This window comes from Blattabacterium cuenoti, assembly GCF_014252275.1.
GTDB lineage: Bacteria > Bacteroidota > Bacteroidia > Flavobacteriales > Blattabacteriaceae > Blattabacterium > Blattabacterium cuenoti_O.
Genome location: NZ_CP059214.1, coordinates 281,698 through 297,250, shown reverse-complemented (window position 1 = coordinate 297,250; position 15,553 = coordinate 281,698). Strand labels below are relative to the sequence as shown.

10 protein-coding genes and 2 tRNA genes are annotated in these 15,553 nt (G+C 30.5%); 7 read left to right on the top strand and 5 right to left on the bottom strand.

The window, feature by feature from the left end; genetic code table 11:
• From carB to H0H42_RS01370, 6 genes are all read left to right on the top strand, one after another.
• Complete coding sequence (gene carB / locus H0H42_RS01395) at positions 1-3,240, top strand: carbamoyl-phosphate synthase (glutamine-hydrolyzing) large subunit (RefSeq protein ID WP_185868294.1); 3,240 nt, start codon at positions 1-3, stop codon at positions 3,238-3,240.
• Positions 3,241-3,249: 9 nt separating this feature from the next.
• A complete protein-coding gene (locus H0H42_RS01390; RefSeq protein WP_185868293.1) occupies positions 3,250-4,206 on the top strand; it encodes a Rossmann-fold NAD(P)-binding domain-containing protein in 957 nt (318 codons plus the stop codon).
• Complete coding sequence (gene argB, locus H0H42_RS01385) at positions 4,203-4,979, top strand: acetylglutamate kinase (RefSeq protein WP_185868292.1); 777 nt, start codon at positions 4,203-4,205, stop codon at positions 4,977-4,979. Before H0H42_RS01390 ends, argB begins: the two co-directional genes overlap by 4 nt.
• The gene (locus H0H42_RS01380; RefSeq protein ID WP_185868291.1) at positions 4,970-6,043 is read left to right on the top strand and encodes a M20/M25/M40 family metallo-hydrolase; all 1,074 of its coding nucleotides are present in this window, start codon (positions 4,970-4,972) and stop codon (positions 6,041-6,043) included. The genes argB and H0H42_RS01380 overlap by 10 nt, the downstream gene beginning before the upstream one ends.
• Positions 6,044-6,102: 59 nt before the next feature.
• On the top strand, positions 6,103-6,438 hold the full coding sequence (gene trxA / locus H0H42_RS01375) for a thioredoxin (RefSeq protein ID WP_185868290.1): 336 nt from the start codon (positions 6,103-6,105) through the stop codon (positions 6,436-6,438).
• Positions 6,439-6,451: 13 nt separating this feature from the next.
• A tRNA-Asp gene (locus tag H0H42_RS01370) sits at positions 6,452-6,525 on the top strand.
• A 55-nt stretch (positions 6,526-6,580) separates the two neighbouring features.
• Here H0H42_RS01370 and H0H42_RS01365 read toward each other — a convergent pair.
• Entirely contained in the window at positions 6,581-8,491 is a 1,911-nt protein-coding gene (locus H0H42_RS01365; RefSeq protein WP_185868289.1) for a DNA translocase FtsK 4TM domain-containing protein, read from the bottom strand.
• Between the two features lie 532 nt (positions 8,492-9,023).
• Positions 9,024-9,929, bottom strand: a complete 906-nt coding sequence (locus H0H42_RS01360; protein ID WP_185868288.1) for a 5'-3' exonuclease — start codon at positions 9,927-9,929, stop codon at positions 9,024-9,026.
• 48 nt (positions 9,930-9,977) lie between these two features.
• Here H0H42_RS01360 and metG point away from each other — a divergent pair, with 48 nt between their 5' ends.
• Positions 9,978-11,660 carry a methionine--tRNA ligase gene (gene metG / locus H0H42_RS01355; RefSeq protein ID WP_185868287.1) on the top strand — a complete coding sequence of 561 codons (1,683 nt, stop codon included), beginning with the start codon at positions 9,978-9,980 and terminating at the stop codon, positions 11,658-11,660.
• A gap of 29 nt (positions 11,661-11,689) precedes the next feature.
• Here the strand turns inward: metG and H0H42_RS01350 are convergent.
• The 3 genes from H0H42_RS01350 to lon all read right to left on the bottom strand — a co-directional run bounded on the left by H0H42_RS01350 (position 11,690) and on the right by lon (position 15,449).
• A tRNA-Ser gene (locus H0H42_RS01350) sits at positions 11,690-11,776 on the bottom strand.
• A gap of 7 nt (positions 11,777-11,783) precedes the next feature.
• The gene (gene lysA, locus H0H42_RS01345) at positions 11,784-13,013 is read right to left on the bottom strand and encodes a diaminopimelate decarboxylase (protein ID WP_185868286.1); all 1,230 of its coding nucleotides are present in this window, start codon (positions 13,011-13,013) and stop codon (positions 11,784-11,786) included.
• 33 nt (positions 13,014-13,046) lie between these two features.
• Positions 13,047-15,449 (bottom strand): endopeptidase La, encoded by a 2,403-nt coding sequence (lon, locus tag H0H42_RS01340; protein WP_185868285.1) that lies wholly within the window; start codon positions 15,447-15,449, stop codon positions 13,047-13,049.
• Between the last annotated feature and the right edge of the window lie 104 nt (positions 15,450-15,553).

Sequence of the window (15,553 nt, the reverse complement as noted above, 5' to 3'; positions counted from 1 at the left end):
ATGAAAATAGATAAAGTACTGATCCTAGGTTCAGGAGCGTTAAAGATAGGAGAAGCAGGAGAATTTGATTATTCTGGTACACAAGCATTAAAAGCTCTTAAAGAAGAGGGAATTTATACTATATTGATTAATCCAAATATTGCTACGGTACAAACTTCCCAAGAAATTGCTGATAAAGTATATTTTCTTCCTTTAACATTTTTTTTTATTCAACAGGTTATAAAAAAGGAAAGGCCACAAGGAATTTTACTCTCCTTTGGAGGACAAACGGCCTTAAATTGTGGAATCAAGCTCTTCCGAGAAGGAATTATAAAAAAATATAATATTCAAGTACTAGGAACTCCTATGGAATCGATCATCCATAGTGAAGATCGAAATTTATTTCGAAATCGAATGAAAAAAATTCATAGTAAAATTACAAAAAGTTTTGTAGTCTATTCTATAGATGAGGCCCTATCTTATGCGAAGGAAATCGGGTTTCCTATTATTATGAGATCTGCTTATACTCTAGGAGGGTTAGGAAGTGGATATGCAGAAAATATGGAGGATTTAAAAACAATGGTAACTCAAGCTTTTTCTCATTCTTCTCAAGTCATTGTTGAAGAATATTTGAATGGATGGAAGGAAATTGAATATGAAATTGTACGAGATAAATACGATAATTGTATTTCCGTTTGTAATATGGAAAATATGGATCCTATTGGAATACACACGGGAGAAAGTATCGTTGTTGCGCCCTCTCAAACGTTGACAAATTCAGAGTATTTCCAATTAAGAAAAATGGCGATTCATATAGCAAAAAATTTTAATATTATTGGAGAATGTAACGTTCAATTTGCGTTAAATTCCCAATCGGAAGATTATCGTGTAATTGAAGTGAATGCTCGTCTTTCTCGTTCCAGTGCTCTTGCATCGAAGGCAACGGGATATCCTTTAGCTTTCATTGCCGCAAAATTATCCCTAGGTTATGGATTAACGGAGTTAAAAAATGTTGTAAACCAACGAACTACTGCCTTTTTTGAACCTGCTTTAGATTATGTGGTCTGTAAAATTCCTAGATGGGATCTTGAAAAATTTTGTAAAGTTTCAAATAGAATAGGAAGTAGCATGAAAAGTGTTGGGGAAGTGATGTCGATTGGAGGATCGTTTGAAGAAGCGATACAAAAAGGGATTCGCATGTTAGATATTGGAATGCAAGGGTTTGTCAATAATCATGGAAATAAAAAAAAAATAGATTCTTCTCTTCTTTTAGAAGAATATTTAAAAAAACCTACATATCAAAGAATTTTCTTTTTGGAAGAAGCGCTGGAAAAAGGATTATCCATTGATAAAATTCATCTCTTAACTAAAATAGATCCGTGGTTTTTATATCAATTAGATAATATATTTCAAACAAATAAGAAAATACAGAGGTATTCCCAATGGGAGGAGATTCCTCATGCATTATTAAAAAAAGCAAAAAAAGAAGGATTTTCCGACCTACAGATTGCAAGTATTTTTTTTCATAAAAAAAGTAATACATGTAAGAATCTTTATGAATTGGAAAAAAAAATAAGGAACTTACGAAAAGAGATTGGTCTCCTCCCTTATGTAAGAAAAATTGATACGTTAGCTTCCGAATATCCAGCACATACCAATTATTTGTATTTAACTTATCATTCGATTCAACATGATGTTCTGTATGAAAAAGATCATAAATCGGTCATTATATTAGGTTCTGGCGTGTATCGAATTGGAAGTAGTGTGGAATTTGATTGGTGTTGTGTCAATGCATTAAATACCATTCATAAAGAATCTTATCGATCTGTCATGATTAATTATAATCCGGAAACTGTGAGTACCGATTTTGACATTTGTGATCGATTATATTTTGAAGAACTGACCCTGGAAAGGGTATTAGATATTATTGAATTGGAAAATCCAAAAGGAACTGTAGTATCTATGGGTGGACAAATACCGAATAATTTGGTTTTAAAACTTTATCAAGAAAATGTTAAAATTTTAGGAACTTCTCCTATTTCTATAGATAAAGTAGAAAATAGATACACATTTTCCCATGTAATGGATAATTTAGACATTTCGCAACCTGAATGGAAAGAATTATCTGATTATGATTCGATTTTACAATTTATAAAAAAAGTGAATTATCCGATTCTTATCAGACCTTCGTACGTTCTTTCAGGATCCAATATGAATGTGATTTCCAATAAATATGAACTAAAAAATTATTTAAAAAAATTAGGATCCATTTCAACTGATTACCCATTAATTGTTACCGAATTTATAGAAAATGCGAAAGAAATTGAATTTGATGCTGTTTCTCAAAATGGAAAGATCTTGTATTACGCCATATCGGAACACGTAGAATTTGCAGGAGTTCATTCAGGAGATGCAACCTTAGTATATCCTCCATTTCATCTTTATATATCGACTTTAAAGGAAGTGATACGAATATCCAAAAAAATATCTCAATATTTTGAAATATCTGGACCTTTTAATATTCAATTTTTATCGAAACATAATCAAATTAAAGTGATTGAATGCAATTTAAGAGCTTCTCGAAGCTTTCCATTTGTATCAAAAGTTTCGAATTTTAATATGATTGAATTATCTACTCAAGTAATTCTTGGAAAAAAGAAAAAGAAAATAGAACAAAATATTCTTTTACAAAATTTTGTAGGGATCAAAGCTTCTCAATTTTCTTTCTCGAGATTGCAAGATGCAGATCCAATATTAGGCGTTGATATGGCTTCTACTGGAGAAGTCGCTTGTTTAGGAAATAGTTTTGATGAAGCGTTGTTAAAAGCAATGCTTTCTGTGGGATATCATATTCCACAAAAGAATATATTAGTTTCTGGAGGTCCGATTGAGTCAAAATTGGATCTTTTATATGCGTTTCAACTATTGTATCAAAAAGGATATGTATTATATGCAACAGAAGGAACTAATCATTTTTTATCTAAAAATGGAATTCCCTCAATTAAAGTTTATTGGCCAAATGTAGAAAAATATTTAAATGTTATTGAAATCATAAAAAACAGAAAATTAGATCTTATTATTAATATTCCAAAAAATTTCACAAAATCAGAATTGGATAATGATTATGCTATTAGACGTTCCGCCGTAGATTTCAATATTCCTTTACTTACTAATGTTCGTTTAGCAAAAGCATTCATCCAAGCATTTTGTCATCTATCTATCGAAGAATTATTGATCAAATCTTGGGATGAATATAAATGAAAAAAATTTATGAAGAAATTTTTTAGTGTGGAAGATGTTACAAATGTATATGAAATTATTCGAGAAGCTCTAATAATCAAAAAAAATCCATATGCTTTTCGACAGATGGGAAAAAATCGTACAATTGGATTAGTTTTTTTTAATCCTAGTTTACGAACACGAATTAGTTGTCAAAAAGCAGCATTTAATTTAGGATGTCATACATGGACAATGGATATCCAACAAGATACGTGGAGAATAGAAATGAATGATGGAACTATTATGAAAAATACCCAAGAACATCTGAAAGAAGCCATTTCTGTGATGAGTTTATATTGTGATATTCTTGCCGTAAGAACGTTTCCGAACCTTATTGATAAAGATTATGATTATCAAGAAGTGCTTTTTAAGAAAATATTGAACTTTTCTCAAGTGCCTGTTGTGAATATGGAAAGTGCGACTTTACATCCTTTACAATCTTTATCAGATGTAATCACTATTGCAGAATATACTTCTTTTTTCAAAAAAAAATGTAAAGTAGTATTAAGCTGGGCACCCCATTTTAAACCATTACCTCATTCTGTAGCAAATTCTTTTTCTCAATGGATCTCAAAGATTGATCAAATTAATTTTACGATTACGTGTCCAAAAAAATATGAAATACATACTAAATTTTCTCGGGGGGCGAAGATTATATACAAACAAAAAGAAGCCTTTACAAATGCAGATTTCATTTATGCAAAAAATTGGAGTAGTTATTTATGTTATGGGAAAATAGTTGGAGAACATGGAGATTGGATTATTACGAAAGATAAAATGCAACTGACGAACAAAGCAAAATTTATGCATTGTTTACCCGTAAGAAGAAATGTGATTGTCGAAGATAATGTTTTGGATGGTTGTGATTCCATTGTGTTAAAACAAGCAGAAAATAGAATATACGCAGCACAAACAATTTTTTTAAAAATATTAAAATGTTTATCATGAAAATACACATAGTGAAGATTGGAGGCCAGTTGATTAACGATCGGAATGTCCTGAAATCTTCTATCAAGCATTTTTGTGAATTACAAGGACATAAAATTTTAGTGCATGGAGGAGGGAAAAAAGCGGATCTTATCTCCAAGAAAATGGGAATACATCAAAAAATGATAGAAGGTCGCAGAAAAACCGATAGAGATACTTTAGATATCGTTGTTATGACTTATGCAGGAATGATTAATAAAAATATTGTAGCTTTATTACAATATTACCATTGTAATGCGATAGGATTGTGTGGAGCAGATGGAAACTGTATGAGATCCTCTTTACGGGAAAAAAAAACAATTGATTATGGATATGTAGGAGATCTTTCCCATTCAAGCATAAATTCCTCCTTTCTTACATGTTTATTGAAACATCAAATCACTCCCGTATTATGTCCGATTACTCATGATGGAATGGGACAATTGCTCAATACCAATGCGGATACAATTGCTTCTTATATTGCGATATCACTTGCAAAATATTATACCATAGATTTACATTTTTGTTTTGAAAAAAAAGGTGTACTGCGAGATATGAAAGATTCGGAATCTTATTTTCATACAATGGATTTTCATTTATTTCAAAAAATAAAAAAAAATCATCTTATTTCTCATGGAATGAGACCCAAATTGGAAAATGCATTTATCGCTTTACAACATGGAGTTGATCACGTTAGTATTGGAATGACAAAGTATTTAAATGAGGTGAATAATAAAACCATATTATGTCTTTGAAGATGTTAAAAAACGAAGCCATTCAGCTGCTGATAGAACTTATCAATACACCTTCTGTATCTAAAAACGAAGATGAGGTTTCTTTTTTAATAGAAAATTATCTTCAAAAATATGGATTTCATGTTCAAAGAAAATTCAACAATATATGGACCGAGAATTCGAATTATGCGAAAAAAAAACATGTAAAAACAATATTATTAAATTCTCATAGTGATACCGTTAAACCAGGAAAAAATTGGAAAACTAATCCTTTTCATGCTATAAATCATGACAATAAAATTATAGGATTGGGAAGTAATGATGCAGGTGGATCGATTGTTTCCTTGATTTCTTCTTTTATATATCTCAGCAATCTATCTGAATTGTCCTATAGATTAGTACTTTCTATTACTGCAGAGGAAGAAATATCTGGATCTTTAGGAATAAGATCCATTTTAAAAGAATTGGGGAGTATTGATTTGGGAATTATAGGAGAGCCTACACAAATGCAAGTAGCTATTGCAGAAAAAGGATTACTTGTATTAGATTGTATAGCAGAAGGAAAAACTGGTCATTCCGCAAGAAGTTCGGGTAGCATAAATGCGATTTATATTGCTTCTCGAGATATTGAAGATTTAAAACATCTTCGTTTTAATAGAAAATCGGAGTTATTAGGATATACGTTATTAAATGTAACTCAAATTCAAGGTGGGATTCAACACAACGTGATTCCTGATTGTTGTTCTTTTGTTATTGATATAAGAACCAATGGTTTATACGAAAACAATGAATTAATGAAAATCATACAAAGAAAAATTAAATCCAAAATTCATATACGCTCAAATCGTTTTAATTATTCTTTCATTAATCCTCATCATCCTATTGTTTTACAAGCTCAATTGATGGGGAGGAAAACATATGGATCCCCCACTCTTTCCGATCAAAGTGTCATGTCCTTTCCTACGATCAAAATGGGAGTAGGCGATAGTTTTCGTTCCCATACACCAAATGAATATATTGGGATTTCAGAAATTATTGAAGGAATAGATATATATATTTGTTTATTGAAAAATTTTCAGTTTTGAATTTGTAACAAAACATTTAAATTTGTTCTGTTCTGTTTTTTTTAATAAAAAAGTATCTTATGTTACAAGAAATCAATGATAATAATTTTCATGAATTAATTATTGAATCGCATTCGAACAAACCTATTTTAGTCGATTTTTGGGCACCATGGTGTACCCCTTGTAGGACCTTATCGGAGGTATTAGAGGAAATATTGGATGAATATAAAGAAAAAGTATTATTTTTTAAATTAAATGTAGATAAGAATCCCACAGTCTCTTCTCAATATGGGATCCGTAGTATTCCAACCATCATTTTTTTTAAAAATGGACAAAAACAAAATATTCACATTGGAATAGCATCGAAAAAGGATATAAGGAACAAGATCAATATTTTGTTGACTGAAAAAAAATAATTTCTTGATGGATGGTCTGGTAGTTCAGTGGTTTAGAATACATGCCTGTCACGCATGGGGTCGCGGGTTCGAATCCCGTCCAGACCGCAAATTGTGTTTTATCATAATATAATATATGTTTGTTTGGGTAATGAATCCCATTTCATCCTTGATTGAATCGAATTGATGAATCCATTGCGCATACATCTGGTTTTGGTAAAAGATATTTCTTTTTTTTTGCATAGATATTTCCATAATGATGAACGATTTTTTGTATATCTTCCAAATTTATAAGAGGACATTGTACGCGGATTAATTCATTTTTATTGGAAAATAAAAGATCTCCTTTTCCTAGGAGTTTTTCCGCACCGGAACAATCTAAGATGGTCCTCGAATCAATTTGAGAACTGACTTTAAAGGCAATCCTTGCAGTAAAGTTCGATTTTATTATTCCAGTAATAACATCCACCGATGGTCTTTGTGTAGAAAGAATTAAATGTATCCCAACAGCACGAGAAAGTTGTGCTAATCTGGTAATATACCTTTCTATGTTTTTAGTTTTTAAAGAGCAAATTAAATCTGAAAATTCATCAATGACCATTATAATATAAGGGAGGTTTGTAGGAGTATGATGATGAAATGGGATTTTGTTATATTCTTGAATGTTTCTCACTCTATATTTTTCTAGCAAAGCAAATCTTTGATCCATTTCTTTACATACGGAATGTAATACCTTTTCGGTTTCATGTGAATTGGTAATAATGGGATTAATGGTGTTAGGAATTTGGGCAAAATAAGATGGAGATATGTTTCTATAAACGGACATTTCCACTTTCTTTGGATCAATCAAAATCAATTTGATTTCTTCTGGAGTTTTTTGAGATAATAAAAAAGTAAGAATCACATGTAACCCTATGGATTTTCCTTGTCCAGTAGATCCGGCAATGAGTAAATGGGGCATTTCGTATAGATCGATCATGAATAGTTCATTAAATACGGTTTTTCCTAAGGATATGGGTAATTCCATGTTCTGACTTTTTTTTTCAATTTCTTCTGAAATGAAAATATCTTTTATATGTAAGGGATATCGTTTAGAATTGGGAATTTCTAATCCGATAGTTCCTTTTCCTGGAATAGGTGCAAGAATCCTGATGGAAGGGACGGATAACCTCAAAGCAATTTCTTGTTCTAAATTTTTTATCTTAGAAATGCGAGTTTTGATATTGGGATGTATTTCATAAACTGTAACATTTGGACCTGCAATGGCATGAATTTGAGAAATAGAAATATTGTAATAGTTTAGAATCTGTCCGATTTTTTTCTTATTTGATTCCAAATGGATTTGCATATCATGCACATGATTGATCCATGAATTTTGGTCCTTTGTAAACAGAACATGGATATTTTTAATTTGTTGTTTATTCCCCTTATTTTTTTTGAATTCATGAGAATGTTTGTTTTTTGAAAATGAAAATCGGAATTGATTATGGATTTGTTTCTCTATTATTTTGATTTTTTTTTTTACATGTGAATGTAAGTGCCATATAAGAATGAAGTATAAAATGATGCTTGTGATCATCAGAAGAGATAATCCTAATTTTCCAAAGAAATTTTTTAATATCCCCCCCCATTCGAATCCGAATATTCCCATTAAAATTCCTTTTTTAGGAAACAAAAGATAGGAAGCTAAAGGAGTCCATATACTAAAAAATATGAAGGTGTATATGATGGATTTATAAAACAAATTGTTCATCCATTTTTCTTTATGAAAAAGTATCTTACCTCCTGTGAGGAACAATAATATCGGAATGAAAAATGCACTAATTCCTATTCCACAATGAATGAACACATGTGATAGGTAGGCACCTATCTTTCCCATGATATTTTCCACTATGATTTCATAATCCAAAATTCCATCTAATTGACTTTGATCACATTTCCAATGGTACAAAAAAGAAAAAAAACTAAAAAATAAAAAAATACTGATCAACAATAATAGAGCACATTGAATGAAATGTATTCTATGATTTTCTTTTTTTTTGATGTGATTCCGTTTTGATGTCTTTTTATCCATGATTTTTTTGTAATTTCTTAATATGTTTTAAACGTTATTTTTTTTGATCAAAAAATTCCAAAAAAACCTATTTCTAGGAAATACCTCCATTTTCATATCAAAAAAAATTTTGATATTGGAAAATCAGAACATGGGAGATTTCCAATAATCAACAAATAGGTGATATTTTTTTAAAAATTAATGATTGACCATGATGAAAAAATTTATCAATGATATTGATTTTTTATGGTTATTTATTCGTAGTATCCAAAAAATCCATTTAAAAAAAACAAAAATTATCCTAAATAAGATGATAGCCATTGTATAGAAATGGTTCGTATCTCCGTTTCAAATAATAAACATATCCTTCTTATGGATCTTGAATTTCATTGATAATTACCTTTATTGTTTTTCAAACGAAAAGAAAGATCTTCTTCTTTTATTCGGAATTCTATGCGAATAACAAAAAATCGACAAGATTTCCTTCATGAATACGTTTGGGACGCCATCAATCAATACAAATTATATATGTAAAAAGTAAAAAATATTCAAATTAACAACGATTTCGTTCTCTCAAATATTGAGAGGCTTTCTTGAACAATTGATGAAATTCAAGTTTTTCGAAAATTTTTTTGATTTCCTCCCATTTGGGATTTCCTATAGAAAATTCTTGATCATTAAAATCAATACATGGAACGTTGGTTTGAATGGTTACCAATCTTTTGGATAAAATTCCTAAATTTTTATTTTTTTCGATGTTTTCCTTCATTTTTCCATGAAGATCTTGTATAGAAGATAATAAATTTTCTAGGCTACCATATTTTTTAATAAATTTTTTTGCGTTTTGTTTTCCAACTCCTGGTAATCCTGGAATCTTATCAGAAGGATCGCCAATCATGCTCAGTAAATCGATAAACTGTTTGGGATGTTTCAGATGAAATTTTTTTTGAATTTCCTTCATTCCAAAGATTTTACTTGTATTTTTTTTAAATGGAGGAATGAAAATTCTCACATTTTTTGTAACTAACTGAAAAAAATCTTTATCCATAGAAATAATATCAATCATATATCCTTTTTTTTCCGCTTTTTTTGTAATAGTACCGATAATATCATCGGCTTCATATCCATAATATGAATGCAATGAAGAAATATCAAAAGCTTTTAAGATCTTCATAAGATAAGGAATGGAATCTACAATCGCTTGAGGTATTTTTTTTCTATTTGATTTGTATTTTGCATATTCTTTTTTTCGAAAATTTTCTGTTGGATCATCAAAAATCACCGACATATATTTAGGTTTTTTCTCATATAAAATTTTAATCAAAAAATATATAAAATTAAAAATAGGAGAAGTATTGATCCCTAGGGAGGTGACAAGAGGTCTTTTTATCAAAGCGTAATAACTTTGATAAAGAAGAGGATAAGCATCAATTAAAAATAATCTTTTATGAGGATTCATGTCTCAATTTTATTATACATTCCTTTCATTAATGAAATTATTATATATATGCAAGAAAAATATATAGTTACCGCTGCATTTCCCTATGCGAATGGTCCCATTCACATTGGTCATTTAGCAGGAGTTTATTTTCCAGCAGACGTTTTTGTTCGTTTTTTAAGAAAAAAAAAAAAAAATGTTTTGTTCATCAGTGGGTCCGATGAACATGGGGTACCCATTGCGATACAAGCTCAAAAAGAAAAAAAAACTCCTCAAGAAATAGTGAATAAATATCATAATATGATTTATAATTGTTTTCTCAATTTTGGGATACAGTTTGATAATTATTTTCGAACATCGAAAAAAATCCATCATAAAATCGCTTCTTCTTTTTTCATGAAATTGTATAAAAACAATCAAATATTTCAAAAAACCTCCAATCAATATTATGATCCCAACGTAAATCAATTTTTATCAGACCGTTATCTATGCGGAATCTGTCCTTATTGCAAAGAAAAAGATGCCTATGGAGATCAATGTGAATCTTGTGGGAGTTCCTTATCGACCGACGATCTGATCCATCCAAAATCTATGATTAGTGGAGCCCATCCCATTTTAAAACAAACTCAACATTGGTACTTTCCTTTGAATAAATATCAAAAATTTTTAGAAAATTGGATTTTGGAAAATCATAAAAAAGATTGGAAGATTAATGTCTATGGTCAATCAAAATCGTGGTTGGAACAAGGATTAAAACCACGTGCTATTACAAGAGATTTAACATGGGGGGTTCACGTACCAATCGAAAACAACAAAGGAAAAGTTTTATATGTATGGTTTGAAGCTCCAATAGGATATATTTCTTCTACAATAGAATGGGCGAAACAAAAACATACTAATTGGAAAGACTATTGGAAAAATCCTCAAACCAAACTCATTCAATTTATAGGAAAAGACAATATCGTCTTTCATTGTATTATGTTTCCAGTTATGTTAAAAGCATATAATAGTGGATATATTCTTCCTCATCAAATTTTGGCAAACGAATTTCTTAATTTGGAAAATAGAAAGATATCAACTTCCAGAAATTGGGCCGTTTGGGCCCATGAGTATCTAATTGATTTTCCTAATCAACAAGATACCTTACGTTATGTATTACTATCTAATATGCCAGAAACAAAAGATAACAATTTTAATTGGAAAGATTTTCAAAGGAAAAACAATAATGAATTAGTCGCTGTATTAGGAAATTTTATCCAAAGAAATTTTGCATTAGTTCAAAAATACTATCAAGGAATGATTCCAAATCACGGAATGTTTTCAGAAAAGGATCAAAATATGTTAGAAAATATTCAACAATATCCTAAAAAAATTCGTTGGTTCATAGAATCTTATAAGTTGAGAGAATCTCTATCATATTTCATGAAATTAGCTAGATTAGGAAATAAGTATTTAACAGAGGAAGAACCATGGAAAAGAAAAAATGCAAAACGTGTACCAACCATTCTTTATGTATCGATGCAAATCGTTGTTATGTTAGCACAACTATCGGAATTATTTCTTCCTTATACGTCCCAAAAATTATTCGGGATGCTTCGTGTAAAATCTTGTTCTTGGGATCAATTAGAAAATGGAAAAAATAGATTGGATCCAGGACATAGGTTAGGGGATTGTACTTTACTTTTTCAAAAAATAAATAACGAAAGTATTCATCAACAAATACAAAAATTGCACATGATACAAAAAAAATGAAGGAAAATTAAAATTTCGTAAAAAATCAGCGGAGAGAGAGGGATTCGAACCCCCGGAGGAACGTGATCCTCAACGGTTTTCAAGACCGTCGCAATTAACCACTCTGCCATCTCTCCATTTCAATTACATCTTGATTTCTATTACATTTCTAAGAAGATCTTTCATGGTTTCTCTTTTACGGATTAAGAAATCTTTTCCATTGAAAATCATAACTTCAGAAGGTTTGTAACGGGAATTATAATTAGAAGACATCGAGAAACAATATGCACCTGCATTTTTGATACATAAAATGTCTCCTTCACGGATTTCAGAAATTTTTCTATTTAATCCAAAAGTATCTGATTCACAAATATATCCTACAACGGTATAAAACCTGAATGGTCCTTTAGGATTAGAAATATTCTCTATATAATGATATGCATTATAAAACATCGGTCGAATCAAATGATTAAATCCTGAATCCACTCCAGCAAACACAGTAGAAGTCGTCTGTTTAATAACGTTGACCTTTACCAAAAAAAATCCGGATTCACTTACCAAAAATTTTCCAGGTTCAAATATTAACGTTACGTTTTTTCCATATGTATTACAAAAATCATGAAATTTATCTTTGATGCAATGACTTAAAGAAATTAAGTTGGTTTTTAAATCTTCTTTGGAATATGAAACTTTAAATCCACTTCCTAAATTAATATAATCAATATTTGGAAAATGCATTGCAGTTTGAAATAGCACATCATATGCAGAAAAAAAATGATGAAGATCCGATATATCAGAACCTGCATGCATATGAAATCCATCGATTTTCAATCCTGTATTCTTTAATATTCTTTTAACATGAGGCATTTGATAATAAGAAATGCCAAATTTTGAATCAACATGACCTACTGAGATTTTTGAATGACCTCCAGCCATAATATGTGGATTCATTCGAATTCCTATAGCATAATGTTTGAACAATTCTCCAAACTGTTCTAGAATGGATAAATTATCTAGATTAATTCGAACTCCCAATTCAACCGCTTTTCTGATTTCTTTTATCGATACCCCATTTGGGGTAAAAATAATTTTTTTTGGATGAAATCCAGCTTTTAATCCAATTTCAATTTCCTGAATAGAAACGGTATCTAATCCGCCTCCTATTTTTTTCAAAAATTTTAAGATATTTAAATTGGTATTTGCTTTACATGCGTAGTTGATTTCTAATTTATTGATTCCAATAAATGCTTTTTGCATTTTTCTATATTGTTCTTTGATCTTACACGTATCGTATACATACAGAGGCGTACCATATTTTTCCGTGAGTTGAATCAAGTATTTTTCATTTATGGAACATTCTATGGCATTCATCATACAATTTTGTTAACATCCAAACATACAAATTGATTATAATAAAGATAAATGTACAACATCATTCATATTGATTACGTAATCAAACGTTAATCCCTTCAGGTGGTCCATACGAATTTCTTCGATATCTTTTTTATTTTCTTTGGGAAGAATTATTTCTTTGATATTCGCACGTTTAGCCGCTAGAATTTTTTCTTTAATCCCCCCAACGGGAAGGACTTTTCCTCTTAAAGTGATTTCTCCTGTCATCGCTAAATAAGGTTTGATTCTTCTTTTTGTATAAATGGAGACCATAGACGTAAGCATGGTCACTCCCGCGGATGGTCCATCTTTCGGTACTGATCCTTCGGGAACATGCAAATGGATATTTTGTTCTTCAAACATAGAAGGATTTATATTAAATTCTTGATAATGAGCTTTAATATAATGTAATGCAATGTTTGCCGATTCTTTCATGATATCTCCTAAATTTCCCGTTATACTCAAAATTCCTTTTCCACGAGATAAACTAGATTCGATATACAATATATCTCCTCCAAAATGAGTCCAAGCTAACCCCGTTACAACCCCTGGGACACGGTTCCCTTCATAACGATCTGGATCATGGGGAATTCCAAGAATATTTTCAATTTTTTCAAGACTAATCCGTTTAATATACTTTTGTTTCATCGCTATATGTTTTGCCGTATAACGAACAATTTTTGCAATATGTTTTTCCAAAGATCGTACTCCGGATTCTCTTGTATAACTCTCAATAACTTTTTCGATTTGTTCGGTTCCCAATATTAAATCAGACCTTCTTAATCCATTTTCTTTTAATTGTTTGGGAAAAATATGTTTTTTAACAATTTTGGTTTTTTCTTCGATCGTGTATCCATTCATTTCTAGAATTTCCATTCTATCTATAAGAGCGTGTTGTATATGAGAAAGAGAGTTTGCCGTTGCGATAAACAAAACTTTTGATAAATCATATCCTATTTCTAAGAAATTATCATAAAAAGAAGTATTTTGTTCTGGATCTAATACTTCAAGCATTGCAGAAGAGGGGTCTCCATTCGTTCCAATCCCCATTTTATCAATTTCATCAATCACAAAAACAGGATTGGATGTTCCTGCTTTCCTGATGGATTGTAACAATCGTCCTGGCATTGCTCCAATGTACGTTTTTCTATGTCCTCGTATTTCCGATTCATCATGTAATCCTCCTAAGGAAATACGAACGTATTTTCTTTTCATTGCAATCGCAATGGATTTTCCTAACGAAGTTTTTCCGACTCCAGGTGGGCCATAGAAACATAAGATGGGAGATCGCATATCTCCTCGTAATTTTAATACCGCTAAATATTCGATGATTCTTTCTTTGATTTTTTCCAATCCATAATGATCTCTATCCAATATCTTTTGTGCATATTCTAAATCAAAACTATCTTTTGAATACTTGGACCAAGGAAGATCAATCATAAATTCTAGGTAATTTCTTTGCACCGTATATTCTGGCATTTGAGGATTTGTACGTTGCATTTTGATTAGTTCTCTTTCAAATTGTTTTTTTGCTTCTTGAGGCCATTTTTTTCTCGCAGCTTTTACACGCATTTCGTCAATCTCCTTCTCATAAGAAATATCTCCTAATTCTTCTTGAATCGCTTTAATTTGCTGATGCAAAAAATACTCTCTTTGTTGTTGGTCCATGTCACTTTTCACACGAGACTGAATATCATTTTTTAACTTAATTTGTTGATGTTCTAAATTGAGGAAACGTAATGTCTCCATTGCTCTTTTTTTTAAGTCATCATATTCCAAGAGTTTTTGTTTATCTTTGGTGGCTAAATTCATATTCGCTGCCACAAAGTTGATTAAAAAAGAAGGACTTTCAATATTTCGTATTGCAATACTTGCTTCTGATGGGATATTGGGATTCTCTTGAATAATTTTGATAGCAACTTCTTTGATAGATTCCACCAAAGCAAGATATTCCTTATCCTTACAGGAAGGTTTTTTTTCTTCTAAAGCAATGATTTCTGCTTTAAAATAGGGATCGTTTTGTATAAAACGATTGACTTTGAATCTTTTTTTTCCTTGTAAAATCACCGTGGTGTTTCCATCAGGCATTTTTAATAGTTTCAAGATTTTTGCAACGGTCCCAATAGAATACAAATCTTTTTCCCTAAGTTTTTCTTTTCCTGCATTTTTCTGTGTTAATACCCCAACCGTTTTATCCAATCCATAAGCATCTTGTAATAATTGAATGGATCCACTTTTTCCTGCAATAATTGGAAAAACAATTCCAGAATACAAAACCATATTCCTGACGGTTAATATACATAATTGATCAGGAATATCGTCTTTAAGTAGATGATCCTCTTCATCTTGATTCATCAATGGAATAAATTCAGCTTCAGAATCGAATCCAGATTCGGTAAATATATTTTTTAGTAACATAAAAAAATAGATTTCATACTTAAACGATGAAAATGATGATTAATTAATAAATTAATACACCAGTGGATTAAATATACTGTTTTCTATATGAAAAAAAAAACCCT